The organism is Helicobacter sp. MIT 05-5293 (assembly GCF_000765665.2).
GTDB lineage: Bacteria > Campylobacterota > Campylobacteria > Campylobacterales > Helicobacteraceae > Helicobacter_C.
This window is the reverse complement of sequence record NZ_JROZ02000001.1, coordinates 848,924-874,029: the sequence shown is the minus strand read 5'-3', so window position 1 is coordinate 874,029 and position 25,106 is coordinate 848,924. Positions and strand designations below refer to the sequence as shown.

Genomic DNA, 25,106 nt, shown 5'->3' with positions numbered 1-25,106 from the left:
AAAACCCAATACCACATTAAGATTCTAGAACCTCAAATGTGGTATTGGAACTTCAAAAGCTAAAATTCACTCTTATCCCTAAAACCTCTTCTTATTCACATCATCTAAAATATCTTTAGCAACCTTATCTACTCTCTCACTGATTTCAGAGCTTGCATTAGCAATCTCTACATTCTCTTGTGTAACAGATTCTAAATGAGAGATAGCTTCATTGATTTGAGTAACACCTGTGGTTTGTTCTCTAATGCTTTCTCCCATATCATTGATAGATTGCACGAGAAGATTTGTATTGGCTTCTATTTCTCCTAAAGACTTTTGAGTTCTTTCTGCAAGTTTTCTTACTTCATCAGCAACGACTGCGAATCCTCTGCCGTGTTCTCCTGCTCTTGCTGCTTCAATAGCTGCATTAAGAGCTAAGAGATTAGTTTGGTCTGCAATGTCTCGGATAATACCAATCACACTCTTAATGTCTTCACTTTGTTGAATCACTTCTCCTGTCTTACCACTGACATTTTGCATTGATGAAGTGATCTCTTCTACTGCTTGAGCAGTTTGTTCTAAACTGCTTGCTTGAGAATTAGTAAGGTTAGTAAGATTAGTAACTGCTTCTGCAAGAGACTTTGCTTCTTCAGAAAGTGTGTGAGCAAAATCAGAGCTTGTGCGAAGCATTTTTCTGATTTCTTCTCCTAATGTGTTGGTTACGACTTCTACTCTTCCGTTAGCATTTTTTACTTCTGTGGTAAAGTCTAATTTGGTGTAGGAGTCAAAGACTCGTGAAATCTCATTAGTGTCTGAACCAATCTTGCTTTGTAATTCATCAAGCATATGATTAAGCACATTTTTGAGTTCATTGAGTTGAGGATTATGAGGAGATTTAGTGATTCTTGCAGTGAAGTCTCCAGATTCTATTGCTTTTGCAGTTTGGACAGATTGTTCTACTGCATGAGAATCTTGCTCTAGTCCTTTTTGTGTTTTTTCAATGTTGTCGTTGATGGCTAATCCCATTTTTCCTAATTCATCTTGGGCAATGATTCTAAGAGGTTTAGGTGCTTCTTTACTTTCGTGATTAAGATATTTGAAGAACGCAAAGAGTGTGTCAGAGATATGATGAATCCTACTGGCAATAGTCGAACGAGTATAGACAAAAATAAACAATGCAATTACTACGACGGTAAGCAGACCTGCAATAGTTAAAAGTAGTCTCAAGTCTTGGACAGGTTGTTCGATAGATTCATAAGGAGCGACAGAGGCGATTGTCCAATATTCATTTGTGCCGGGCCATAATTCAAAAGTAGATAACGCAACTTTTGACCAATCTCCTCTTAGATTGGTGTAATCATAAATGCCATCTGTATGATTTGCAACAGCCTGAATTAGCGCAGTTGTATGGGGTTGAGGATTGAGCTCATTTAAATTTTTGAGTCGTGTTTGTAAATATTGCTCAACATTGGAGTTAAAAATTATGATACCATCTTTGTTTAAAACAAAACGTTGTGATTTTTCAAAAGTATCTAAAATGGAGTTTGCCAAACGTTTTTCTATAATTTCAAGATCTAAGAAATTCCCTACAATCCCTATTGTATTGCCTGAAGCATCGATGATAGGGACAATTACTCCTTTGATGTAGAATTTTTGACCTTTAATTTCTACATCATGAGAAGGAGTCATTGAGAGCTTATTGCTGTTGATGTTTTGCATGATCGAAGGTATTTGTTTAAGCAACTCCGTAGGCAAAGTAAAAATATCTACCCCACCTTCGCTTGAAGGATTTTTGTCAATACCCATAATTGCAAATTCTCCTGTGGGAAGGGTGCTTGAAGTGCGCAAATGTGTATTTGTATATGCCTTATTCATAATAATAAATCCACCAGCAGAATAACGATTGACATCAATCATATTGCTAAGGACAGCCTTTAAAAGTCGTTCATCAGGTTTTATATCTTCATCAAGCATTGCATCAATGCTACTTTGTGTGGTTAATGTCGTGGCATAAATCTCATCAACATAACCAGAAAGAAAGTTTTTGTAACGGACAGCAGTGTTGGAGAGTAGCTTCTCACTTTCCGTGATTAAGATTTTTTTTGAAGTGATAGAGACGACGACGCTCATTCCAATGATACATAAAACTATTACCAAACAGATTGAAAAAATAATCTTTGCAGCTATAGAAAATCTATTGTAGAAACCCATAGAATCCTCCTTAACAATATTTTGTGTTGTTATTTGATTGTTGAGTTTGAGTTTTTAGGATTATTAAAAACTCAAAATGGAATTTTAAACCTTTAAATATTTATTTAAAATTCTTTTTTTTTTTTTTTGTAAAGATTATCATTAAGATGTGAGATTTTGTAACAATAGCGTATATATTTTTGCACTAAAATCTTTCGCATTTGGAAGACTTCCTCCCTCAAGGATTAACGCGGTATCATAGAGCAAAGAAGCACTTTGAGAGATTTCTTCATCGTCTGAATCTTTAAGTTTTTCAAAAATAGGGTGCGCAATGTTGATTTGAAGAGTAGGCTTGTTTTCGGGGATTTTTTGCCCCATTTGAGCCATTAAGGAACTCATCATAGGATTAGCGTCTTCTTTAATTAGTGTCAGTGGAGAATCCCCCAATGCGGAGAGTTTGACATCAGCAATGCGTTCGCCTAATGTGTCTTTGAATCCTTTTATGACTTTCTCAAAGATTTTTTGTGTGTTTTCATCAATACTTTCTTCACCTAATTCTTCAAGGGCTTCTTTAGAATTAATGCTTTTAAGTGGTGTTTTGTCAAACTCACCCACCATTGGCATAACAATCGCATCGACTTCATCACTCAATAGCAACACATCAAAGCCCTTTTGCTCGAATTTTTCCAAAAGCGGTGTGTTTTTGATAGAATCTTTATTTTCACCCAAAAGGTAATAAATGCTTTTTTGGTCCGCTCCCATTGATTCTTTATAGCTTTTTAATGAAAGATTTTGTTTCTTGAGTGAATCAAACCGCAAAAGCTCGAGAATCTTCTCTTTGTTTTCATAGTCGCTGTAAAGCCCCTCTTTGAGCACTCGTCCAAATTGAGTATAAAAATCTTCATAGACCTTTTCATCTTTGCTGATTTGTGCGATTTCATTGAGAATCTTCTTTGTTGAAGCAGATTTGATATTCGCGAGAATCTTATTTTGTTGGAGGATTTCTCTACTTACATTGAGCGGTAAGTCTTCGCTATCAATCACCCCTCGAATGAAACGCAAATAAGGTGGTAAAAGCTCTTTGTCATCATCGGTAATAAAGACGCGTTTGACATAGAGTTTGACACCGGATTGATAATCCACGCGATAAAGATCAAAAGGAGCAGTTTTAGGGATATAAAAAAGTGTAGTGTATTCAAGATTCCCCTCGACTTTGGTGTGAATCCAACGCAATGGCTCGGAATTGTCGTGCGAGAGATTGGAGTAAAATTCTTGATAATCTTTGTCTTTGAGTTCAGCTTTGGGAATCTTCCACAAGGCTTTTGCAATATTTACTTGCTCTTCTTTTTCTGTTTTGACTTCTTTTTTGTCATCACCCTCACCCTCGAAGTTTGATTCTGTATAATGTAAATAAATAGGGAAAGCAATGTGTTCAGAATATTTATGAATAATGTTTTCAATTTCCCAACGCGAAGCAAAATGCACATCATCATCACGGAGATAAAGTGTGATTTGTGTGCCGTGTGTTTCTTTAATACATTCACCGATTTCGTATTCTCCTTGACCTTCACTCACCCAAGCAAAAGCTTTTTGCGCACCTGCGCGTTTGCTTTGCACGACTACACGATGAGCGACCATAAATGCAGAATAGAATCCTACGCCGAATTGCCCAATGAGTGCAGAATCCTTTTTCTTATCACCGCTAAGTTGGGCAAGGAAGCTTTTTGTGCCAGATTTGGCGATAATGCCTAGATTCTCCATCATATCAATTTCACTCATACCGACACCATTATCTTCAATCGTGATGATTTTTTTGTCTTGGTCAAATGAAATATCAATACGCGGCGTGAATGTGAGATTTTTTAACTCATCTTGAGTAAGCGTGAGGTAAGAAAGTTTATCAAGTGCATCAGAGGCATTACTGATAAGCTCTCTTAAGAAGATTTCTTTGTTGGAATACAAAGAGTGAATCATAAGATCCAAAAGTTGCGCAATTTCAGTTTGAAAGGAATGTTTGGTTGCCATTGTTTTCTCCTTTTGTAAAATATTTCTTAAAATAAAAAACGCAATTAAAGCAAAAAGTGTTTTAATGTTTTATTATTTTTAAGATTCTATTTTGCAAAATCCTTACATAATTTACTTACATAAAGTTGTATTTTGTATTTCTAGTATCTTGTCTGTTTGTAATGCAATGGGAATATACTTTTTTTCTAACCACATATCATGACAATAATCACACGCTTGAAAAAAGCTTTGGGCATAGAATTCGATGATTCTTGTTTTTAGATTAGAATCTGAAAGATTGATAAAATCTCCCTCAAACTCTTTAAGACCACGCAAACGAGAAAGCGAGCTTGCAATGGGACACACAAACAAAGCACCGCTTGGCGCAATATTTTTTTCACCACTTGTAATTCCCTCATTACTCATAAGGCTCACACAAGGCATCATACAAGCCTTAAAATTGCATATTATCTCTTCTTTTGTGCGGTTACGCTTGTAGATTCTGCCCGGATCCCACCATGAAGAATTGTTGTTTGTCCAAAGCACATAATAGGGGATATTGTGTGTATTAAGCTGATTAATAAGTGCTTCTCGTTTTAAGGGAATCTTGAGATTAGCAGAGGCACTATAATCAGATATATGAACTTCTACATTTAGGCAAGCATTCAATGCGTGGAGTGCTTCTTGTCTGAAGAGCAGAGTGCCATTTGTAACGATATTAAAACAAAGTAGCTTCTCTTGCTTGCCAAGATAAGTAATGATTTTATCAAGATCTTTAAATAATAATGGCTCTCCGCCAATAATGCGAATGCTTTGTATTGAATCTATGGCTGTGAAAAGTTTATCTAATGCTTGTGTTATACCCTCAATCGTGCAAGTGTATTGATTTTTGGGGTGAAAATATTGCATAAGGTTATTGCAAGATTCACAACGCAATGTGCATTTTGTGGTCAAAACAAGCTCAAAATAAGGAATATCTACTTTGCCAAGCTTGAAGCGGAGTGAAAAATAAAAATGAAGCAGTTTTAATGCAGTGTTTTCGTGATGTTTTTGAAGTTTCCTTATCAAATACATAAAGAGTATTGAAAATGTGCGTTTTGGGTATTGTTTGATAATAGCTTTTGCTTTTTTGAATCTTAGTCCTCTGCAGTAGTTGCTTACATAAGTTGCATTGCGTTTTATGTATCGTGCTTTGAAAAGCTTTTTGTCAAAGAGTTTTTTATCTTGGGGGGGGGGGGTAACTTGCTAGCATATTTCTCCTTTGTCTGTGTTTTTTTGAAAATATTGTATCATAAAATCTTATGAAAGTGTGTTGTATCTGCCAAACCGATGCGTGCGGATTATGTATGATTTGTCTTTTTTGGTTGTGCGCGTATGTAAAAACTATAAGATTCTGTAGTAAAATAATCCATAAAAGCAATACACGACAAAAGGACAGAGATTGAAACATATCAAAAGGGCAATCGTATTAGGCGGAGGTGGCTCAAAAGGTTCATATCAAATCGGTGCATGGAAAGCACTTAGGTCTTTAAATATTGATTATGATATTGTTACAGGCACAAGTATTGGAGCGTTTAATGGGGCTTTGATGGTGCAGGGGGATTATGAAAAAGCTTTAGAATTATGGCAAGATATTGATATTGATAAGGTGATGATTAATGGCATTAATCTCCGCACGGATTTAAATTATTATATTGAACACAAAGATAAGCTACTTCCTTTTATAAAAAGCTATAGAGATAATAAAGGTATGGATATAACGCCTTTAAAAACGCTTTTAAATGCTTATGTCGATGAACAAAAGTTTTTCAATTCATCGGTTGATTATGGCTTGGTGAGTGTCAAGATTCCATCATTCCAACCTTGTCAAAAACGCAAAAGCAGTATGACAAAAGAGAATCTAAAGCTATGGATTCTCGCTTCAGCATCGTGTTTCCCTGCATTTCCTATCTGTGAGATTGGTGATGAGGGCTATATCGATGGCGGATATTATGATAATCTCCCGATTGATTTTGCGTGGCAATTAGGTGCGCAAGATGTGATTGCCATTGCGCTTAATCCCAAACCACACAAATACAGCAAGCACCCTTTGGTGCAATGTATCCAGCCAAAAGAGCATTTAGGCGGAATGCTTGATTTTGATAAATCAACGATGAGTGCTAATATCACACTTGGGTATTTGGATACATTAAAAAGCTTTGGCAAGCTTATGGGGCGAGATTTTAGCTTTCATATTTGTGAGATGAGTGCGTATATTCGAGCGTTTCGTTTAAGCTTGACTAGTCTTCTCCAAAGTGAGCTTTTGGCTTATGAGGACACGCTTACTTCGAGTTTGCAAAAGGCATTGGAGTTTCTTACACCGGAGGGGTTTTGGGCATCTACACCTTTAAGCGATAAAGTAATGAATCTTTTAGATTCTCATCATATAGAAGAATGTCTCCTTACTTTGGTTGAATCCCAAATGCAGCATTTTGACGCGCTTCAAATCTATCATCTTCCGGAAGTTTTAGCGCAGATTCAAAGGCATTATACCTCTCCTCTTGAGATAAAGGCACTCTCGCAATATACACAAAATGATAAGCTTTTACTTGAGGCATTTTTCAGAATCTTTCTCCAGCATATTGATATTTGATGATAAAAGATTTTGAAGCAGTGATAAGGAAGATGATTGAAAACTTTTAAAAAAGTCTATATTGAGCTTAGCGATTATTGTGGTTTGCAATGCCATTTTTGCCCACAATCATTGCGAAAAAGCCAAAGAGGCGTAATGGAATTAGCGATGTTTGAGCGTATTTGCTCCCAGCTTGTAGGACGATGTGAGCGCATTTCTTTGCACATACTCGGCGACCCTTTGGCATTAAGAAATATTGAATCTTATATCGAAATCATCAAACATTATCGGTTAAAAGTGGATTTGGTAACCACAGGGCTTTTTTTGCGTGAAAAACACTTTGATATGCTTTTAAATACGCCTTTTGTGCAAGTCGCGTTTTCATTAAGTGCTTTTTTAGCCAATTCCCAACTTTTGCGTTTGGAGCATTTGGAGAGGATATTGGATTTGTGTGATGAGAATCTCAAACGCAATTGTCCTATTTTTATCAATCTTAGAATCCAAACTAACGACATTAAGTGTCATTCACTTTATTTGAGTGAGATTCTAGAATCTATCGCGACACATTTTAGACAATCCTTCCCCTCGCCATTGACGCAACGCATCAAACTCGCACAGAAAATTTTTCTTAACCCTATGCGTTCGTTTGAATGGGTAAATCATCGTCTATCTCCGCAATTTACAGAATCTAACGCTTCACACATTTGCTATGGAGCGAGTAAGCAAATCGGTATTTTGAGTGATGGGAGGCTTGTGCCTTGTTGTATTGATTATGAGGGGAAGGCAAGTTTTGGCAGCCTTGTAGAACAAAATTTAGAGGATATTTTACAGCAACAGCATTTTAAGGATTTTTCTCATCAACTTTTAAAAGGTATCCCTCCTTGTCAATTATGTCAAGAATGCACATACCCACAGAATCATCGTATAAATATTAAATAATAAAATTTATGGAATTATTTTTGCTCTAGTCCTTACAAGATAATCCAAAGGAAATGGGAAGTAACTTGAAAAGGGATTTTATGAGAAAAATACTGATGTTTCTGTTATGCCTAGTAGGGCTAGAGAGTTCGCTTTATAGTATTGATGTAGGTCGTTGGCTACTTACAGGAGAACCTAGCGGTCATATGGGAATGTATTATCAAGGTATGACAGGCGGTGCGCCTACCTTTTTAGATGTGAATGCGTCTTTGGCATACGAGACTTCGCGCTATCAAGGGATCAACATCGGAGGTTCATTTTGGGCAGCGACACCGCTTTTTCAATCTCATTCGGGTGATTTTTCAGATGTCAAGAAAAATTTTGTTTTTACAGAGTTATATGCGAGTTTTGTGAATCCCAACAGATTGAGTGCGTATGTGGGGAGATTCCATACAGATAGTGAATGGATTAAGCATTATGTTCAAGGTGCGGAGATTAATTATGATGATATTCAGAATCTCAAGCTTGACCTTATATGGGCATGGAAAGAAGCGTATGTAACAGAATACCGAATGGATAATTATTATAACCCTTACGGAAGTATCGGAGCGATATATTTTGGTGCTACACTTGACCTCCCCGAAACTCCCTTAAAAATCACACCTTATTTTTATGCTGCTCCATCGACTTTTGCTTCTTTTGGTGCAAAAATTACTATTGAAATGTATGCAAGAAGTGTTCTTTTATATGGGAAAATGCACTTTTTATCTTATATAAGCCGCAGTGATAAAGTGATTGATCATGCTTCTAATAAAGGTAATGGTGGGTTTGTGTGGTTTGAAGGTGGTGCGCGATGGGAAGGGCTTAGTGCTGGCGGTGGAGTGATCTCTGTAGCAGAAAATGGTGCTACGGGAATCGATGCTTTTGGGCAAAGCAGTTACTTTGAAAGAAGAGAGGGTTTATTTTATTCTAACGCCACTACCTTGTATGGTTTCCTAGAATATGATATAAAACAATACTTGCAACTAGATTCTGCAATCAGACATACAGGAATCGGTAGCAAGAGGATTTTTAATTGGGAAGTGGGAATCTCATCACGTCCTGTTCCTAATATAAAAATTGGCGCAAAAATTATAGGAATGATAAATACTGCCGATTTTACACTTGATAATTCAATTTTTGCAAATGACGGCAGGAATTATCTTTTGACTCGAGTTTTCGGTCAGGTGAATTTCTAAATAGATAAAGGAGTTTAAGATGAAAAAATTGTATGTTTCAGTAGCAGTAGCATCTGCTTTGGCTGTGAGTGCAAGTGCTGTAGAGGTTACACCTTTTGGGCATTTAGGTGCATTTTATCATCAAGGATTCGGTGGGTTAGGCACTGCTGGGAAAGATGGCGAAATTCAAAAAGCATATGCTGATGTAAGCGCAAGAGTAGGGATTGAAGTCGGGCTTGGCTCTGCTTTAGCAATCGGTATCGGTGGCTGGGGAGCTTATCCTTTTTATAGCACAGGAGATCCCGTAAAGACAGGCGATATTGCAATCCCCAAAAATGGCGATGTCTCTGATGCGTATTTGCGCTATGATGGCGGACATCTTCGATTTGTAGTCGGACGCTTTGACATTGGTGAGTTTTATATGGGCAAAGATCGCAAAAATTACACTGGTGTCGATTGGATTTATGGTAACACACAAGGTGCAGCACTTAATGTCGATGGTGGTAAAATCGGACTATGGGCGTATTGGAGAAATTCACAGCTCGGAGCTGGACAAGCTTTCAATCGCTTAGGTTATGAGCTTTCAAGCTTTGATACTTATCAACATATCAAAAAGGCTTCAGGTCTTGGTGAGCTTGCTTCTGTAGGCTTGGACTTTGATTTTGGTGTGTTGAAGATTTCACCTTTTGCTTCTTATTTGACTGAGGGAGATGATAATAAGGCAAAAAATGATGTGCTTAATGCGGGAGCAAAAGCCCTCATCGATCTAGGCAGTGGCTCACTTCGCTCTCTCACGACTTTACGAGCTGTATGGGGTATGAATAATCTTGTCGGCAGTGGTCCTAGTGGTAATGGCTTGACTTTCTGGGTTGATGAAGAGTTGCGATTCAATGACTTTTGGAAACTCGGTGTGGGTTATATCGGACAAAGCGGAGATGCTCCAAATTTACTTAACTTTGGTGACAGAACACGATTCTATGGTTATCGTGGCGGTATGAGTGGTGCGCATGGTGCATGGCAAAGTTTCTATGGTGATTCTACTTACTATGTCTTTGGTGGTATTGACTCTAATCGCATCAATTTAGACTTGCTTTATTCAGGTGGAGATTATAAAGAGCTTTCTGCTGTTGTTGCGTTTAAACTTTGGGAACGCAATCAAATGCACTTCCAAGTGGGTGCTGGATATGTCGGAACCGGAGCACACACTATTGTTTCTAGCAGCGACAAATGGCAACATTCTGCGCTTGCATTCGCAAAATTTGGCTTTTAGAATGTGAGAGAGACATTTCCTTTTGTCAATCTAAAGGCTCAATATCTCGCCTACCAATCAGAGCTTGATGCAAAAATCTCTAAAGTTTTGTCATCAAGTGCTTTTATTATGGGCGAGGAGGTAAGGCTTTGTGAGCAAAGCCTTGCTGTTTTTAGTGGGACGCGTTATGCTAAAACCACATCAAGCGGGACAACCGCCCTTCTTCTTGCACTTCTTGCACTTGGAATCAAACCAAATGATGAAGTGATTACTTCTCCTTTTAGTTTTATCGCTGCAGCTGAAATGATTGCATTTATTGGTGCAAAACCTGTGTTTGTCGATATTGATGAGCGCACTTATCATATTGATGTGCATAAAATCGAATCAGCCATTACTCCAAAAACTAAAGCGATTTTGCCTGTGAGTTTATTTGGAATGCCTTGTGATATGGATTCTATCAATTCGATTGCTTCTTGCTATGCGCTCCCTGTGATTGAAGATGCTGCACAAAGCTTTGGAGCAACTTACAAACAAAAACGCTCTTGTCATCTTAGCACAATAGGCGTTACAAGTTTTTTCCCTTCTAAACCTTTGGGGTGTTATGGTGATGGCGGTGCGGTGTTTTGCGATGATGAAGAAATTGATCATCAAATCACTTTGCTGCGCCATCATGGGCAAAGTGAGCGTTATACGCACCAAATTATCGGTATGAATGCTCGCTTGGATTCTTTGCAGTGTGCTATTTTGAATGTAAAATTACAACATTTTGCAGAGGAGATACGATTGCGCGAAGAAAAGGCAAGATTCTATAATGAGAATCTGCAAGGTGTGATATTGCCTTATATCCCCAAAGATCGTAGCAGCGTGTATGCACAATACTCTATTCGTGCGTGTAATTCTTCTCATTCGCGTCAAAAAATCATAGAATCTTTGCATCAAAAAGGTGTGCCAATAGCCGTGCATTATCCCCTGCCTTTACATTTGCAAGAATGTTTTGCATTTTTGGGATATAAAAAAGGTGATTTTCCTGTGAGTGAGCGTGTGGCTGAAGAGATTTTCTCTCTCCCATTTAGTGCATTTATTACACAAGAAGAGCAAATAAAAGTCATAGAATCATTAAATGCGCTTATGATTTAGCAAAAATTAAATGAGTATTGGCTATAATCATCGTTTTGTAAATTATCTCAAAGGACATTGTATTATGAAAAAAGGTATCCACCCCGAATATGTTCCCTGCAAAGTAACTTGTGTAACAAGTGGCAAACAAATCGAAGTGCTAAGCACAAAAAGTGAATTGCGTATTGATATTTCAAGTTTTTGCCACCCTTTTTATACCGGAAGTGATAAAATCACTGACATCACAGGACGCGTTGAAAAATTTAGACAAAAATACAATATGAAATAAGCTCCGTGCTGACGCTCGTGCCCACGCCCATAGGTAATGTAGAAGATATTACATTAAGGGCGTTACGCGTCTTAAAAGAAGCACAAATTATTCTTTGTGAAGACACAAGAGTAAGCAAAAAGCTCTTTTCTATCCTTGTTTCTCGGGGATTGCTTGAATGTGATACTGAACAAAAGACTTTTCTCCCATTCCATTCTCACAACCAAGATTCATTTTTAGAATCATTAGAATCTGATTTTTTTACCCGTAATGTTGTTTATCTTAGCGATGCAGGAATGCCTTGTATCAGTGATCCCGGTGCAAAACTTGTCGAATTTGCAATCAAAAATCATATCATATTTGATGTTTTACCCGGAGCCTGTGCGCTCAATGTCGCATTCAGTGGGAGCGGTATTGAATCTACCCCCTTTTTCTTTATCGGATTCTTGCCTCATAAAGTCCAAGAGCGTAAAGCAAAGATTCTTCAATTAGTTAATCTGCCCTTACATAGCCCTTATAGTGTTATTTGCTATGAAAGCCCGCATCGGATTCTTGAGACGATTGGCGATATTGCTTTACTTTTACCTCATTTACGGCTTGTCGTGTCAAAAGAGCTCACAAAATTACATCAAAAGCGTTACTTTGGCACAGCAGAGGAAATATATTTAATTCTCAAAGATGCAAATCTTAGCGGTGAATGGGTGGTGATTTTGGATTGTAATAATCCAGAATCTATCCCAGAGGCACACTCTTTAAATTATCAAGAAATATTGATGCTTGATATTCCTCCTAAGATTAAGGCAAAGATTTTAAGCAAAATGACTTCAAAAAGCGTCAAAGAATGCTATGAAGCACTTATTATTGACCCTCAAGAGATTTAGGAAGCCAAGAAAATGATTTTATACGGAAAACAACCTGTGTTTTATGCTTTGCAATCTCATAGAGAATCTATTGAAGAGTTTTACCTTGCTAAAGAATTGCCCAAAGGTGATTTTGCGCGACTTGTTGGGGCTAATAAGCCTATCAAGAGGGTAGATTCTAAAAAAGCTCAAGCTCTTGCAAGAGGTGGTAATCATCAAGGAATCTTAGCAAAAATCACACCACCTTTAGAATCTTCTTTTGATGAGATGAGACAGAAAGATTCTTTGCTCATATTATGCGGTATTACTGATGTGGGTAATGTGGGTTCGATTTTTCGCACAGCCTATGCTTTGGGCGTAGAGGGCATAGTGATTTGTGCGACATTAAGCGAAGTAGCACAAGAAGGTATATTGCGCACTTCTAGTGGAGCATTTTTGGATATGCCTTATTGTTTTTATACGAATGTGTTAGATATACCTAATGAGTTAAAAAATGTTGGATTTAGCTTGTATGGTGCGGATATGCAAGGAAAAGATGAATATAAAGATGAAAGTAAAAAATGGGCTTTGTTTTTAGGGAGTGAATCTCAAGGTTTATCAGCACGATTGAAGCACAAAATGGATAAAATACTTTCCATAAAAATGGAACATCATTTTGATTCACTCAATGTGGCTGTCGCTACGGGAATTTTAATTGATAGGATAAAATATGCAAGATAGAATTGATATGCAAGCTTTGGATAAAAAGCTTCAAGGTTTAAAAAAAATAGGTATTAAGGAAATCAGTAAAAGCACAAAACTTGCAAGTTCAAAGATTGAAGATGTGCTTGAAAAACGCTTTGATAATATTGATAAGGTGCGTGCAAAGGGCTTTATTAATATTTTAGAGCGAGAGTATGGGATTGATTTGAGTGATTGGATTTTGGCTTATCAAGAGCATACGCGTAAAGAAGATATTACTAATGTTTCACAAGTCATTACAAAACAAAATGAAAATGAAGTGGCTAAAGCTGAAGCGCAAAGTGATTCTCAATCTGGCGATGAGGCGATTAAAGAACAAAAGATGAGAGAAAATAAGGTGCTTGATATTACTTTAAAAACAAAGCCCGTTACAAAATCAGATAGTGAATCTTATACTTGGATTTATGGGATTCTCGTATTGATTTTACTTTGTCTCATGGGATATTTTGCCTATAAAGCGTTTATACAGGATTATCAAGAACCTGCCATTCAGAATCAATATCAAAAACCGAGCGTTGCCCCATCTCATACACAAGAACAAGAAGAAGAGGTGCAATCTCAATATGAAGGAATGTTTTTTGATGTCGATGCGCTTCAGCAAAACAATACTTCAGAAGAGCAAAACAATACCTCATCTGATGTAGAGATACGAAGCGGCGAGACTTTAGTAGAAAGCCCTAGTGAAGTAGATTCTCAAAAGACTCCTGCTCCTCAAGAAGAAAAACAAGATACACCTACACAAGCACAAGATTTTGGATTTTTCCAAGCACCTTCTGCTAACGAAGAAAAAGCTGATGAAATAACTAATTCTCTTAATGTTCACACGAGCAATGATAATGTTTTGCATATCCAATCACAAGGTGATTTGTGGCTAGGTGTGATTAATCTTGATACGGGAAGTAAAGAGCAATTTGCCTATCAAAGTCAATATGATATTAAACTCAATGGTCGTATTTTGTTTGTAATGGGGCATAGTAATTTTACTTTGGTGCTTAATGGTAAAGATGTCGAGCATGGCACTAAAGCACCTGTGAGAATGTATTATGATGGTTCAAGCGTTACAGAAATTAATTACACAAAATTTAAGCAACTTAATGGTGGGTTAGAATGGTAAGAAAACTTTTGATGCTTTTAATATGTGCATCGTGTTTGTGTGCAGATATTTTAGACGATAAAGTGCGCAATCTTATCGGCGATCAAAGCTATCAAGTCAATGTCAATTTTATCAATCGTATTTTTGCCAATAAGAATCTGTATTACACTAATGGTCGCTTAGATATGGCAAAAATTGTTTATGCCCTTAAAACTAATGGCTTATTTTCTTCGCGTTTTGGGCAACCTAGTGAAGTCAGACTAAGTTTTAGTGCGCGCACAAGTCCGATATTATTGACTAAAATTATTGATAATATTCTTACAGCAATGGGGTATTCGTATTTTGTTGTGATTAAAGCAGAACACAGCAATGGGCTTTCTACAATAGAATTTTCTTTTAATACCGAACACAGTCCAGATATGGGAATCATCATCGATGAGCTATCACGGCGTGGATTCTTATGTTTGGATATTCAACGCATTAACGCACAAAAATGGGAATATGTTTTGGAGGTAAATGAACCACGACTTCCCAACACGAAGTTTATCAATAAGACTAATACGCTTAGGCTTCGCGAAGCTTCTGGTGAATATTGGCTAAATGTCAATTCAAGTGGAGAGCTTTATATCCAAGCATTAGATTTTCCAAAATGGAATCCTCGTGTGGTGCTTTATGATAAAAATTTAAATATCGTTGATTTGATCGCAAATACAAGTTCTACAGCTTCTTTGAAGGTAAGGATTCCTAATGGAGTGAGTTTTGTGATGATTACAGATTATGATAATTCGGAGAGTTTAAAAAACGGGATTAGCGTTCAATTGCGTTAATGAGAACCTAAAACAAAGGAGGAAGTGATGTTTGATGAGATTCAGTTTGAGAAGATTAAACGCTTGCCTAAATATGTGTTTGCCGCAATTAATGAAATCAAGCTTGAAATGCGCCATAATAATGAAGATGTGATTGATTTTTCAATGGGTAATCCAGACGGAAGCCCACCCGAACATGTGATTGATAAACTTTGTGAATCTGCAAGAAAGGGTAAAAATCAAGGCTATTCAGCAAGTAGAGGCATTTATAAGTTGCGTTTAGCGATTTGCAATTGGTATAAGAAAACCTATGATGTGGATTTAGATCCAGAATCTCAAGTGTGCGTAACAATGGGGAGTAAGGAAGGTTATGTCCATTTGGTGCAAGCAATCACTAATTTAGGTGATAACGCAATTGTCCCTGAACCTGCATATCCGATTCATTATTATGCGTTTATCCTTAATGGAGCGAATGTTTCGACTTTTGGTTTGAAGTGGAATGATGAAATGGAGCTTGATGTAGAAGATTTTTTTGCAAATCTTAAACGCGTGCTCAAAGAAGTGATGCCTAAGCCAAAATTTGTCGTTGTGAATTTTCCTCATAATCCGACTACGATTGTGGCGTATAAGGAATTTTATGAACGTTTAGTCGCAATGGCAAAAGAAGAGCGATTTTATATTATTTCTGATATTGCTTATGCGGAGCTTTGTTTTGATGGATTTAAAACTCCTAGTATATTTGAAGTGCCCGGCGCGACAGATGTCGCTGTGGAAAGCTATACTTTGTCCAAAACCTACAATATGGCAGGTTGGCGTGTGGGATTTTTAGTGGGTAATGCCAAGATGATAGGAGCTTTACAAAAAATCAAGAGTTGGATTGATTATGGAATCTATACTCCAATGCAAATCGCTTCCACGGTGGCATTAGATGGTGATCAATCATGTATTGAAGAAATCAAGGGTAAGTATGAAAAGCGTATGGAAGTCTTGATAAAAGCTTTTGGTGAGGCAGGTTGGGAGATGAAAAAACCTAAAGCAAGTATGTTTATTTGGGCAAAGATTCCTCAATGTGCAGAGAGTTTGGGTAGTTTAGAATTTTCTAAACGACTCTTAAAAGAAGCGAAAATTGCTGTAAGTCCGGGAGTAGGGTTTGGATCTTATGGTGAGGGATATGTGCGTATTGCTTTGATTGAGAATGAAAAGAGAATCCGACAAGCTGCACGCAATCTTAAAGTTTTTCTTAAATCATTTCAATAAGGTGTGATATGTCGCAGCCATTAGTTGTGGGGATAATCGGTTTAGGCACGGTAGGTTCGGCAGTCGCCTCATTGCTTGTGCGTAATCAAGGTGTGATTAAAGCACGAGCTGGAAGAGAAATCGTGCTAAAAAAAGCGATTGTCAGAGATGTGTCAAAGGCTCAAGCAAAACTTGCGGAGCTAGGCATTGCATTGTCTGTAAGCACACGGATTGAAGATTTGCTTGAAGATGCAGAGATTGATGTGGTGATTGAGCTAATGGGGGGTATTGACCTTGCTTATGATATTGCCCAAAAGGTGCTTCGTGCGAATAAAGCGTTTGTTACTGCAAATAAGGCGATGTTAGCTTATCATCGTTATGATATTCAACCCCTTGCTAAGGATTTGGCAATTGGTTTTGAAGCGAGTGTGTGCGGAGGTATCCCTATCATACGCGTTTTGAAAGATGGTTTGAGTGCAAATCATATCGTAGGCATACGCGGGATTCTCAATGGCACGAGTAATTATATTTTGACGCAGATGCTCCAACATCAGCAAAGTTTTTCAGATGCGCTCAAAGATGCTCAAGCACTTGGTTATGCAGAATCTGATCCTACTTTAGATATTAGCGGCGGAGATGCAGGACATAAATTGCTTATCCTTGCATCATTGGCTTATGGGATCAATGCTTTGCCCGAAGAGATTCTGATAGAGGGTATTGAGGGTATCACGCCTGATGATATGGAGTTTGCTAATGAATTTGGCTATGTGATTAAGCTACTTGGAATCGCAAAAAAGACAGATTCTTGTATTGAGTTACGCGTTCACCCTGCAATGATTTCTAAAAATGCGATGATTGCCAAAGTCGATGGCGTAATGAATGGAATCAGCGTCATAGGGGATTGTGTAGGGGAGAGTATGTATTATGGTGCAGGTGCTGGAGGAGAGGCGACAGCAAGTTCTGTCATTAGTGATTTAATCAGCTTTGCACAAGGTAAAAACTCCGTGATGTTAGGCTTTAAACAACCTATTGAAAGTGAAAATACTCAAAGTTTTACGCTTAAAAGCATTGATGACATTTACTCTCGCTATTATATCCGACTATACGCACATGATAAGCCCGGTGTTTTGGGGCAGATTTCACAGATTCTCGGGAATCATAATATTTCTATTAAAGCCTTTTTACAAAAGGAAACAGCAGACAAGAGAATTGCTAAGCTATTGTTTTCAACACATCATAATTACGAGCGCGAGATTAAAGATGCTCTTAATGAATTGGAAAAGCTTGATTTTGTTACACAAAAGCCTTATAAGATTCGTATTGAAGATGAATTAGAGAATCTTTAATGAGTAGGGAAAAGGGCAAAGAAGGTGAGAATCTTGCTTGCCTCTTTTTAGAGCAGAATGGCTTTGAAATTATCGAAAGGAATTTTTTCGCAAAATATGGAGAAATCGACATTATCGCTACAAAAGATGATGTGCTTCATTTTGTCGAAGTAAAAAGCGGTGAAAACTTTGAGCCTATTATGAATCTCACAGCCCAAAAGCTTCAAAAGCTTATCAAAGCGACACATATTTATCTCACCAAACATCGTCTTGCAAATGTGTATTGTATTGATGCGCTTATTGTCAAAAGGGGGCAATGTGAGCTGATAGAAAATATCACAATGGGTGCTTTATAATCCCTGTAATATTTCTTTTAAGTTTTTTGAATCTGCCTTAAGAAACCCTCATCTTATTCCGATGGGAGTATTCTTTGAGAATCTGTAGATTCTGCAGATTCTCCAATGTGGGCTTGCAAAACTTTGATTTCTTTACTCATTGCAGCGGTTGCAGAGACTTGATTGATAAGAATGTAAATATTAATCAAGCTTAGTAAAAGCATAAATAATATGCAGGCAATGCTGATTTTGACCGCTCGTTTAGCGATAGCACAGGGATCGTCTTCTCTGGGATTCATTTTTTCTCCTTAGTAAGTTTTTTAAATATTAATGCTCCAAACATTCCAATTGAGAGCAATATCACTATACATGCTCCAATGCTGATATTTAAATAATAAGCGACAAATAAACCTCCCCATATAAAAATTAATGAAACAATCCAAGAGAGAATCATCATCGTGCGTAATGATTGTGAAAAAAGATTAGCAATATAAGCAGGAATAGACAAAAGTGCAAGCACCAAAATCAAACCTGCTACATTCATACTGATTACTACACCTATGGCGATAAGTATAAAAAGTGCCATTGTCCAAAGGGCGGTATTGAGCCCTTTAAGCTGGCAAAATTCTCGATCATAAAAAAGGCTAAGAATCTGATGATAATATAATCCCACAAAGATGAGTAAAAAGACATCAAACCCAAGCATTATGAGTATTTCTTCATAACCCACAGCAATGATTGAGCCAAAAAGATAGCTTGAAATGTCGCTATTATAGCCCGGACTTAAGTCGATAAGAATCACGCCCAAAGCCATTCCAAAAGCCCAACTTGCAGCGATATAGGTATCTAGTCGTTCTTTTTGATACAGACTTGCATAAGTCAAAAATAAAGCCATAATCACGCTAAAAATGACTGCGCCAAGCATTGTGCTAAATCCGCAAAATAATGCCAAGCCCACGCCACCAAAGGCACTATGCGCTACTCCTCCTGCGACAAAGACATTTTTATTTGCTACTATGATAGAGCCAACGATGCCACTACAAATACTGACAAGAAAAGAGACGCCTAAAGCTATCCAAATAAATTGATATGAAAAGAGTTCAAAAATATTCATTGTTGTGTCTTTGGAGAATTTTGTGTATTGATCTGATGATGCGAATGGTGAGATTCTGAAGTAATACAAGAATCTTTAGAATCTCGCGCATTGGTCGCTAAAAGATTTGCAAAATGTGTGAGAATATCTACTTCACAAATATGTGAGTTAAACTCCAAATTGAGTTTAGGAATCGTATGAGGGATAGCATTTTTATTGATGTAGAGAACTTTTTTCGCATACCCTAAAAGCACCGAAATATCATGACTGATGACTAAGATACTTTGCCCATTGGCATTGAGAGATTCTAAAAGTTTATAAATACTTTTTTGCGAAGTCGAATCAACATTAGAGGTCGGCTCATCTAGGACTAGAAGTGTGGGATTATTGATAAGTGCTCTTGCAATCAATACTTTTTGCCTCTGCCCACCAGAAAGTTTGGATAAAGGCTTATGAGACAAATGTAAAATATCAAGCTTCTCCATAATTTCTTGAATCTGTCTTTCTTGCGCTTTGTTTGTGCGAAATCCCCAAATACTTGGTTTTAAGAATCCCATTTTAATGACATCTTGCGTTTGAATAGGAAAATGGATATTTTCATTTGTGTTTTGAGGGACATAGCCAATGTGTTTGGTGTCAAAATTTTGACAAAATTTGATTTCACCCTCTTTTGCCTTTAAGATTCCTAAAATAAGCCTAATGAGTGTGCTTTTACCCCCACCATTAGGTCCGATAATCGCCCAAAAATCGCCTTTACAAAAGGTAAAATCAATCTTTTCAAGCACCAATTGAGAATCATAGGCAAAGCTTAAGTTTTTAATATGAAAAAGTGTCTCATTCATTGTTGAGCCTTGAAGTATTGCTTGATGCAAGCTTGTGATTCTTTTTCGGAGAGTGAAAAAGCGATTTGACATGTGTAAGTTTGCATTGAATCTAGCCATAAATCTTGAAGTGGGTCAAGCTCGATGATACGCATATTAAGCTCTTTGGCAAGCATTTGCACGCGTTGTTTGGAAAATTGAGGTTGGATAAAAATCACTTTAAGCTCATAAAGTCTAATATCTTGGATAAGTTTGCTCAAATCTGCCCCTTTAAGTTCTTTGCCATCATGCTCAATGCTTAATTCTTCTAAACCAAATTCTTGCGCAAAGTATTCAAATGCAGGGTGATAAACAAGAAATTTCTTTTGGGTATTAGGTGTGTCAAAGACATTTTGGATTGATTGTTTGAGGGTAAAAATCTCTTGCAGGAATTGCTTTTGATTGCTTTCATATATGGCTTTATGGCTGGGGTCAAGCACGCTTAATTGTCGGGTGATTTGTGTGATTTGATTCTCTATCTGTGTGAGCGAGAGCCAAACATGGGGATTATGGCGATGATCGTGTGAGTCATGCTCATGAAGTGGCAATGCAGATTCTGCAAGGTTAAGGTAGTTTAATTGAGGATTGATATTGAGAAATCGTTGATGCCATTTGAGCTCAAAAGGCATACCGACACCAAAGAAGATTCGAGTGTTTTGTATGGTTTTCATCTGTGTGATATTTGGTTCATAAATCTCTGGTGATTTGCCTTTAGGCACGAGCACTTCTACTTTCACAAAGTCTCCGCCAATGCGTTCTACTATATTTTTTTGAGGTAAGACACTTACAATGATGTGAATTGTTGAAGATTGTGCAAAAATCGGTGCATAAAGCATCATCAATAGGATAACAGAAAGAAATATTTTAATCATTTTTTGCCCTTATCAATGATATTTTGAGCAAGGATTGAGAGATCAGACATAGCATTGATCTTATCGATCAGTAAGTCTGAATGGGCAAAAAGACCATTGCGTTCTTCCCCTGTATGAAGTGTGGTAATGACAACACCCCCTAACATATTCTCATATTTTTTGCCTGTAATGACGCTCCAAGCACTATGAGCGATTAATGCTTTACCTTGATATTGCCCAATATAAAGCATAATATGCCCTTGTTGCCATAATAATGTCATATAAGGTGTAGCATTAGCGATGATGAAAGCTTCTTTTTCTTTTGACGAAAGTGCTTTTAAATCAATGCTGTTATTGCCATAGGAGACTTGGGCTTTTGAATTTCGTGGAAGATAAATCCCGTATTGGGTGAAAATATCCCTAATAAAAGCCGAACAATCACGATTTTCTCCTAGTCCGCCCCACCCGTAACGTTGCCCTATCATCGTGTTGATTGTTTGAGCGATCAAGCGAGGCTGTGTAGGTAATGGAAAGCGTTGAAAGGTATCTTTTGGTGCGGAAAGAATCTCTTGTTTGACGGAGCCATCGGGGTTTCTCATATAGGCATAAAAGTAAATTCTGCGTGCATCAGGCTTACTTATCTGTGCTTTTGGGAAGATTTGTCCGATGCGTGCATCAAGCACATAGCGTCCTTTAGAATCAACAACACTCACTATATCTTGTATAGGCGTGATGTATTGTGTTTTGTTGAGAAGGGCTTTGATTTGAGAATCTGTGATATAGCCTATATCGTTTGCTTCAACCCAGCCATAAACAAAGCCAGACTGAATATGCACCCAACGTTTAGATGTGCTGATATGCGTAACAAGCACGGGTGTGCCTGCAAAAATCAAGGAATTTTGCCAACGATCGAATGGATACCCATCGACTTTGTTATACATTGGTTTTTGTGTGGGGACAGCACGCACATTAGTAGTTCTTGTGATGATTGCTTTTTTATTGAGACTAGGGTAGCGTTCAATTTGCATCGTATCAAGGATATTTTTTGTGTATTCTTTGCTGTTAGGTTGGAGATGTTCGCCAAAACCCGGTGATGAAAGCAAAGAGGGCTTAATCCAAAAGATTTCGGCGGTTTTTGGGTTGGGCTTTTGCTTCCAAACGGAATAGAATTTTTCTAAATAATCTTTTTGCAAGGCTTGCAAATCTTTTGCGGCAACCTTTGCAGTCGCTTTTTCTTGTTGAGAATCAATGTAGAAAGAGGCATCTTGAGGAAGGGTTTGTAGATCTTTAATTTGTGTTGTTTGAATGATTTTTGAAGAGCAGGAAGTAAGAAAAAATATAAGAAAAAATATAGGAAAAAGATTAAGAATCTTCTTGAGAATCATTGATTGCCCTTAACATATTGTACAAAATTCATTAGTGCGTCTTCATCAAAACCGACAACAAGCATTTCTTTGTAAGAGATGATAGGGCGTTTAAGGAGCATAGGGACGCGATGAAGAAGTGCAATATTTTCTTCAAGAGTATCATTTTGGGGCAATTGATTGTCTTTTTTGAGATTCTTATAAGTCATACCTTTGGTGTTGAGAATCGTTTGTATGCCTTTTTGTGTTGCCCATATTTCAATATCTTTGAGGCTTGGAGTGTGGATTTTAAGATCAATAAAATCATACGCAATCTGATGTGAATCAAGCAGTTTTATTGCCTTTTTCACACTTCCGCAAGTTTTGATACCATAAAGTAGAGGAACGCCCATAATACCCTCATTTTTGTTGTAGATTCTGATGAGATTCTACCACAGGATAGTGTATAGAGAGTAGCTGATGCACACAAATTTTAAGCATTTGGTAGATGCGTTCAAACCCCTCTTCATCTTTATAAGTATAAGGGTCAGGAATATCTGCGCCTTTTAAGCCAAAATCACCCATTTTTTTAATCTTTGATTTTTCAAAGCCTAAAGAAATCAAATCACGTTGATTATTAGAATCTAAGGCAATGAGTAAGTCAAAATCATCATCAGCGTAAATGCTCACACGCCTACCGCGTAAATCATCAATATTTAATCCGTGTTTTTTGGCGATATTTCGCGAACCTGCACAAGGCATTTCATCGATATGCCAACCACTTGTCCCCGCAGAATCTACTTTCACATCAAGATTGTATTGTCGGATTATATCTCTTGCAATCCCTTCAGCAAGAGGAGAGCGGCAAATATTGCCCAGACATACAAACAAGATACTTTTAACGGCTTCCATAGACGCACTTTGCATTGACATAGAGTATTTGAGGTTTCTTTGCATGTAAGATAAATGACAAAGGGGATTGATTAAGGGATTCAGGAAAATCAAAAAGGGCAAAATCGACATTTTTTCCTGTTTGAAGTGTTCCATTTTGCAATCCTAGAGCTTTAGCAGCGCGCGATGTAACACCCAAGATAAGCATTTTAGCAAGTTCTAACAAATCCATTTGAGGATATGCAAAAAGAGCAAATCTTAACTCATCAAGGAGATTCACATTAAAATTAGAGCTTTTACCATCTGTGCCTATTGCCACAGGTATGTGATGTGTAAGTGATGATTTAATATCAAAGTATCGATTGCTAAGCAAGCGATTTGAACGCGGACACATAACGATAGTAGCATTTAGCTGTGCGATTTGTGCAAGTTCTTTAAGCGAAGTGTGCAAGCAATGCGTCAGCAAAATAGGGGATTTGTCGCTCAAAGGTGAAAGCATTTCAAGGAAGCTTAAGGGTGTGTAGAAACTTGTAGGATCTTTGAGTGAAGCAAGTCGTTGAAAGAATCCTCTAAAATAACCGCTTGATGTCTCAAGCCATTCGCGTTCGTAATGGGATTCTAAAAAGTGTGCGCTTAAAGGTGCGCATTCTTTTGTGGCAAGTGCAATGAGATGTTTTGCCATAATAGAATGAAGTGAATAGGGTGAGTGAAGGGCGATTGCAGGTATGAAAGTAGATGATTTGAGTTTGCGAGAATCTTCAAAACGTTGTAAAAAATTTTGATACAAAAAATCAACACTCGCAGGATTACTGCCGATTGCTTCATTAAAATACACGACACGAAGAGGGCTTTGTGCGAGAATCTCTTTATCATCGCCATAGCTGCTGATTGCACCCACACTGCCTACACCGCAGAGAATCTGCTCATTGATGCCTTCTTGGATAATGTCTTTAAGGTCGCCAAGAATAGAATCTCTGTGTTCCATAAGGCTATCAAGCCATGCTCCAAAATCCCCATAGTTAAAACGCGCAATATGTCCGCCAAATTCAAAATGAATGTGAGGGTTAATCAGTGCTGGAAGTAGAATGCCTTGAGGAGAAAAATGTGTTTTGGCATCGGGAAATTGCACACACAGATTCTCGAATGTATCAACGCACAGAATCGTATCTTTACCTTCTTCAAAAGCAATCCCGCCATTTTGTAGAATCTGAAAATCTTCATCGCATACAAAGACTTCTTTTGCACCAAAAATGCGTATATTTTGTGATGAGTGTTTCATTATCCGTCCTTATGACGCATCTTGCTTGATAATATTGACATCAAGTTTATTGTAGGGAATCTCAATATGATTTTCATCGAGAATCTTTTTAATCGCCTCTAATACTTTGCTTTGTGCATTAATCACGCCATATTCGAGCTTTACCCAGAATCGCAGAGTGAAATTCAGTGAGCTTTCTCCAAGTTCGGTTAATCCGACAAAATAGCCCTGTGTCAAATCCACTTCTGGGCAGGAATTAAAAACTTTTATAACAAGATTCTTTACCAAATCAATATCACTTTCATAACCTACACCCAAAATCAGCTCAATGCGCCGTTGTTCGTTATAGGTTGTATTAATAATATTGGCTTTTGCAATATTGCTGTTAGGAATAATGGCGAATTTTCCGTCATTTAGTCGCAAGTGTGTTGTAAAAAGATTGATCACTTCGACACTTCCTATCATACCATCAAATTCAATCAAATCACCTTGTTTAAAGGGTCGCAATATGATGAGGATAATCCCACTTGCAACTGATGAAAGAGAATCTTTCAACCCAAGCGCGATTGCCACACCTGCAGTCCCAAGCACCGCAATGATAGAATTTGTCTGCACACCAATTGTGCCTAATGCAGCAAGAATCATCACGACTATGGAGAGAATAAAAATAATTTGTGAGATAAAATTTGCAAGGATATGATCTTTTTTGGCAATTGCTTTATGCACTTTACTACGGATAAATTTAGAGACATAATAGCCTACAAGCATAATGATCAAGGCTTTGAGAAGCAAGATTCCAAAATGTTGGGCTTGAGGAAATAATTCAAAAAAATGTGTTTGGATTTCAGAAACTTCAGGCATA

At 37.6% G+C, this 25,106-nt stretch carries 25 protein-coding genes; 13 read left to right on the top strand and 12 right to left on the bottom strand.

The features are described 5' to 3' along the window. Positions 1-78: 78 nt before the first annotated feature. The 3 genes from LS68_RS04440 to LS68_RS04430 all read right to left on the bottom strand — a co-directional run bounded on the left by LS68_RS04440 (position 79) and on the right by LS68_RS04430 (position 5,247). Positions 79-2,190, bottom strand: a complete 2,112-nt coding sequence (locus tag LS68_RS04440; protein WP_138091033.1) for a methyl-accepting chemotaxis protein — start codon at positions 2,188-2,190, stop codon at positions 79-81. Between the two features lie 141 nt (positions 2,191-2,331). Then, positions 2,332-4,194, bottom strand: coding sequence for a molecular chaperone HtpG (gene htpG / locus LS68_RS04435; protein ID WP_034369568.1), 1,863 nt, complete (start codon positions 4,192-4,194; stop codon positions 2,332-2,334). Positions 4,195-4,305: 111 nt separating this feature from the next. Then, complete coding sequence (locus LS68_RS04430; protein ID WP_138091030.1) at positions 4,306-5,247, bottom strand: radical SAM protein; 942 nt, start codon at positions 5,245-5,247, stop codon at positions 4,306-4,308. A 367-nt stretch (positions 5,248-5,614) separates the two neighbouring features. Here LS68_RS04430 and LS68_RS04425 point away from each other — a divergent pair, with 367 nt between their 5' ends. The 13 genes from LS68_RS04425 (at position 5,615) to LS68_RS04365 (ending at position 17,969) form a co-directional block, all read left to right on the top strand. Further along, positions 5,615-6,805: a patatin-like phospholipase family protein gene (locus LS68_RS04425; protein ID WP_241993670.1), complete on the top strand. Its 1,191-nt coding sequence runs from the start codon at positions 5,615-5,617 to the stop codon at positions 6,803-6,805. A 36-nt stretch (positions 6,806-6,841) separates the two neighbouring features. Then, entirely contained in the window at positions 6,842-7,723 is an 882-nt protein-coding gene (locus LS68_RS04420) for a radical SAM/SPASM domain-containing protein (protein WP_034369773.1), read from the top strand. 80 nt (positions 7,724-7,803) lie between these two features. Further along, positions 7,804-8,940 (top strand): Opr family porin, encoded by a 1,137-nt coding sequence (locus LS68_RS04415; protein ID WP_034369771.1) that lies wholly within the window; start codon positions 7,804-7,806, stop codon positions 8,938-8,940. Positions 8,941-8,959: 19 nt separating this feature from the next. After that, the gene (locus tag LS68_RS04410) at positions 8,960-10,189 is read left to right on the top strand and encodes a hypothetical protein (protein ID WP_034369770.1); all 1,230 of its coding nucleotides are present in this window, start codon (positions 8,960-8,962) and stop codon (positions 10,187-10,189) included. A gap of 3 nt (positions 10,190-10,192) precedes the next feature. Next, the gene (locus LS68_RS04405; protein WP_034369768.1) at positions 10,193-11,305 is read left to right on the top strand and encodes a DegT/DnrJ/EryC1/StrS family aminotransferase; all 1,113 of its coding nucleotides are present in this window, start codon (positions 10,193-10,195) and stop codon (positions 11,303-11,305) included. Positions 11,306-11,369: 64 nt separating this feature from the next. After that, complete coding sequence (gene rpmE, locus LS68_RS04400; RefSeq protein WP_034369766.1) at positions 11,370-11,573, top strand: 50S ribosomal protein L31; 204 nt, start codon at positions 11,370-11,372, stop codon at positions 11,571-11,573. A 5-nt stretch (positions 11,574-11,578) separates the two neighbouring features. Beyond that, the gene (gene rsmI / locus LS68_RS04395) at positions 11,579-12,433 is read left to right on the top strand and encodes a 16S rRNA (cytidine(1402)-2'-O)-methyltransferase (RefSeq protein ID WP_034369764.1); all 855 of its coding nucleotides are present in this window, start codon (positions 11,579-11,581) and stop codon (positions 12,431-12,433) included. 12 nt (positions 12,434-12,445) lie between these two features. Beyond that, on the top strand, positions 12,446-13,132 hold the full coding sequence (rlmB, locus tag LS68_RS04390) for a 23S rRNA (guanosine(2251)-2'-O)-methyltransferase RlmB (RefSeq protein WP_034369762.1): 687 nt from the start codon (positions 12,446-12,448) through the stop codon (positions 13,130-13,132). Next, positions 13,122-14,267, top strand: coding sequence for a hypothetical protein (locus LS68_RS04385; RefSeq protein WP_034369760.1), 1,146 nt, complete (start codon positions 13,122-13,124; stop codon positions 14,265-14,267). The genes rlmB and LS68_RS04385 overlap by 11 nt, the downstream gene beginning before the upstream one ends. Beyond that, on the top strand, positions 14,261-15,073 hold the full coding sequence (locus LS68_RS04380; RefSeq protein WP_034369758.1) for a hypothetical protein: 813 nt from the start codon (positions 14,261-14,263) through the stop codon (positions 15,071-15,073). The genes LS68_RS04385 and LS68_RS04380 overlap by 7 nt, the downstream gene beginning before the upstream one ends. Before the next feature lie 27 nt (positions 15,074-15,100). Continuing rightward, positions 15,101-16,309 carry an LL-diaminopimelate aminotransferase gene (locus LS68_RS04375; protein ID WP_034369756.1) on the top strand — a complete coding sequence of 403 codons (1,209 nt, stop codon included), beginning with the start codon at positions 15,101-15,103 and terminating at the stop codon, positions 16,307-16,309. An 8-nt stretch (positions 16,310-16,317) separates the two neighbouring features. Beyond that, the gene (locus LS68_RS04370) at positions 16,318-17,634 is read left to right on the top strand and encodes a homoserine dehydrogenase (protein WP_034369754.1); all 1,317 of its coding nucleotides are present in this window, start codon (positions 16,318-16,320) and stop codon (positions 17,632-17,634) included. Then, on the top strand, positions 17,634-17,969 hold the full coding sequence (locus tag LS68_RS04365; RefSeq protein ID WP_034369752.1) for a YraN family protein: 336 nt from the start codon (positions 17,634-17,636) through the stop codon (positions 17,967-17,969). Before LS68_RS04370 ends, LS68_RS04365 begins: the two co-directional genes overlap by 1 nt. Before the next feature lie 53 nt (positions 17,970-18,022). Here the strand turns inward: LS68_RS04365 and LS68_RS04360 are convergent, their stop codons facing one another. Genes LS68_RS04360 through LS68_RS04320 form a run of 9 tightly spaced genes read right to left on the bottom strand, consistent with a single transcriptional unit; the run spans position 18,023 to position 25,105 of the window. After that, positions 18,023-18,247: a DUF5408 family protein gene (locus LS68_RS04360; protein WP_034369750.1), complete on the bottom strand. Its 225-nt coding sequence runs from the start codon at positions 18,245-18,247 to the stop codon at positions 18,023-18,025. Next, complete coding sequence (locus LS68_RS04355) at positions 18,244-19,062, bottom strand: metal ABC transporter permease (RefSeq protein ID WP_241993669.1); 819 nt, start codon at positions 19,060-19,062, stop codon at positions 18,244-18,246. The genes LS68_RS04360 and LS68_RS04355 overlap by 4 nt, the downstream gene beginning before the upstream one ends. Then, positions 19,059-19,883, bottom strand: a complete 825-nt coding sequence (locus tag LS68_RS04350) for an ABC transporter ATP-binding protein (RefSeq protein WP_138091027.1) — start codon at positions 19,881-19,883, stop codon at positions 19,059-19,061. The genes LS68_RS04355 and LS68_RS04350 overlap by 4 nt, the downstream gene beginning before the upstream one ends. Continuing rightward, positions 19,880-20,773, bottom strand: a complete 894-nt coding sequence (locus LS68_RS04345; protein ID WP_241993668.1) for a zinc ABC transporter substrate-binding protein — start codon at positions 20,771-20,773, stop codon at positions 19,880-19,882. Before LS68_RS04345 ends, LS68_RS04350 begins: the two co-directional genes overlap by 4 nt. Continuing rightward, positions 20,770-22,137 (bottom strand): SH3 domain-containing C40 family peptidase, encoded by a 1,368-nt coding sequence (locus LS68_RS04340; RefSeq protein WP_034369748.1) that lies wholly within the window; start codon positions 22,135-22,137, stop codon positions 20,770-20,772. The genes LS68_RS04345 and LS68_RS04340 overlap by 4 nt, the downstream gene beginning before the upstream one ends. After that, positions 22,134-22,508: a Spx/MgsR family RNA polymerase-binding regulatory protein gene (locus tag LS68_RS04335; protein ID WP_034369746.1), complete on the bottom strand. Its 375-nt coding sequence runs from the start codon at positions 22,506-22,508 to the stop codon at positions 22,134-22,136. The genes LS68_RS04340 and LS68_RS04335 overlap by 4 nt, the downstream gene beginning before the upstream one ends. 7 nt (positions 22,509-22,515) lie before the next feature. Continuing rightward, positions 22,516-23,007: a low molecular weight protein-tyrosine-phosphatase gene (locus LS68_RS04330; RefSeq protein ID WP_034369745.1), complete on the bottom strand. Its 492-nt coding sequence runs from the start codon at positions 23,005-23,007 to the stop codon at positions 22,516-22,518. Beyond that, positions 22,994-24,265 carry a metal-dependent hydrolase gene (locus LS68_RS04325; protein WP_138091024.1) on the bottom strand — a complete coding sequence of 424 codons (1,272 nt, stop codon included), beginning with the start codon at positions 24,263-24,265 and terminating at the stop codon, positions 22,994-22,996. Before LS68_RS04325 ends, LS68_RS04330 begins: the two co-directional genes overlap by 14 nt. A 9-nt stretch (positions 24,266-24,274) precedes the next feature. Then, positions 24,275-25,105: a mechanosensitive ion channel domain-containing protein gene (locus tag LS68_RS04320; RefSeq protein WP_138091021.1), complete on the bottom strand. Its 831-nt coding sequence runs from the start codon at positions 25,103-25,105 to the stop codon at positions 24,275-24,277. Position 25,106: the final 1 nt, after the last annotated feature.

What these genes read in the sequence shown, in the direction of transcription:
- LS68_RS04335 (WP_034369746.1), bottom strand. Translation starts at nt 22,508, where the DNA reads ATGGGCGTTCCTCTACTTTATGGTATCAAAACTTGCGGAAGTGTGAAA.
- LS68_RS04415 (WP_034369771.1), top strand. Translation starts at nt 7,804, where the DNA reads ATGAGAAAAATACTGATGTTTCTGTTATGCCTAGTAGGGCTAGAGAGT.
- LS68_RS04330 (WP_034369745.1), bottom strand. Translation starts at nt 23,007, where the DNA reads ATGGAAGCCGTTAAAAGTATCTTGTTTGTATGTCTGGGCAATATTTGC.
- htpG (WP_034369568.1), bottom strand. Translation starts at nt 4,194, where the DNA reads ATGGCAACCAAACATTCCTTTCAAACTGAAATTGCGCAACTTTTGGAT.
- LS68_RS04370 (WP_034369754.1), top strand. Translation starts at nt 16,318, where the DNA reads ATGTCGCAGCCATTAGTTGTGGGGATAATCGGTTTAGGCACGGTAGGT.
- LS68_RS04365 (WP_034369752.1), top strand. Translation starts at nt 17,634, where the DNA reads ATGAGTAGGGAAAAGGGCAAAGAAGGTGAGAATCTTGCTTGCCTCTTT.
- LS68_RS04325 (WP_138091024.1), bottom strand. Translation starts at nt 24,265, where the DNA reads ATGAAACACTCATCACAAAATATACGCATTTTTGGTGCAAAAGAAGTC.
- LS68_RS04345 (WP_241993668.1), bottom strand. Translation starts at nt 20,773, where the DNA reads ATGATTAAAATATTTCTTTCTGTTATCCTATTGATGATGCTTTATGCA.
- LS68_RS04430 (WP_138091030.1), bottom strand. Translation starts at nt 5,247, where the DNA reads ATGTATTTGATAAGGAAACTTCAAAAACATCACGAAAACACTGCATTA.
- LS68_RS04380 (WP_034369758.1), top strand. Translation starts at nt 14,261, where the DNA reads ATGGTAAGAAAACTTTTGATGCTTTTAATATGTGCATCGTGTTTGTGT.
- rpmE (WP_034369766.1), top strand. Translation starts at nt 11,370, where the DNA reads ATGAAAAAAGGTATCCACCCCGAATATGTTCCCTGCAAAGTAACTTGT.
- LS68_RS04410 (WP_034369770.1), top strand. Translation starts at nt 8,960, where the DNA reads ATGAAAAAATTGTATGTTTCAGTAGCAGTAGCATCTGCTTTGGCTGTG.
- LS68_RS04360 (WP_034369750.1), bottom strand. Translation starts at nt 18,247, where the DNA reads ATGAATCCCAGAGAAGACGATCCCTGTGCTATCGCTAAACGAGCGGTC.
- LS68_RS04375 (WP_034369756.1), top strand. Translation starts at nt 15,101, where the DNA reads ATGTTTGATGAGATTCAGTTTGAGAAGATTAAACGCTTGCCTAAATAT.
- LS68_RS04385 (WP_034369760.1), top strand. Translation starts at nt 13,122, where the DNA reads ATGCAAGATAGAATTGATATGCAAGCTTTGGATAAAAAGCTTCAAGGT.
- LS68_RS04320 (WP_138091021.1), bottom strand. Translation starts at nt 25,105, where the DNA reads ATGCCTGAAGTTTCTGAAATCCAAACACATTTTTTTGAATTATTTCCT.
- LS68_RS04440 (WP_138091033.1), bottom strand. Translation starts at nt 2,190, where the DNA reads ATGGGTTTCTACAATAGATTTTCTATAGCTGCAAAGATTATTTTTTCA.
- LS68_RS04340 (WP_034369748.1), bottom strand. Translation starts at nt 22,137, where the DNA reads ATGATTCTCAAGAAGATTCTTAATCTTTTTCCTATATTTTTTCTTATA.
- rlmB (WP_034369762.1), top strand. Translation starts at nt 12,446, where the DNA reads ATGATTTTATACGGAAAACAACCTGTGTTTTATGCTTTGCAATCTCAT.
- LS68_RS04355 (WP_241993669.1), bottom strand. Translation starts at nt 19,062, where the DNA reads ATGAATATTTTTGAACTCTTTTCATATCAATTTATTTGGATAGCTTTA.
- LS68_RS04350 (WP_138091027.1), bottom strand. Translation starts at nt 19,883, where the DNA reads ATGAATGAGACACTTTTTCATATTAAAAACTTAAGCTTTGCCTATGAT.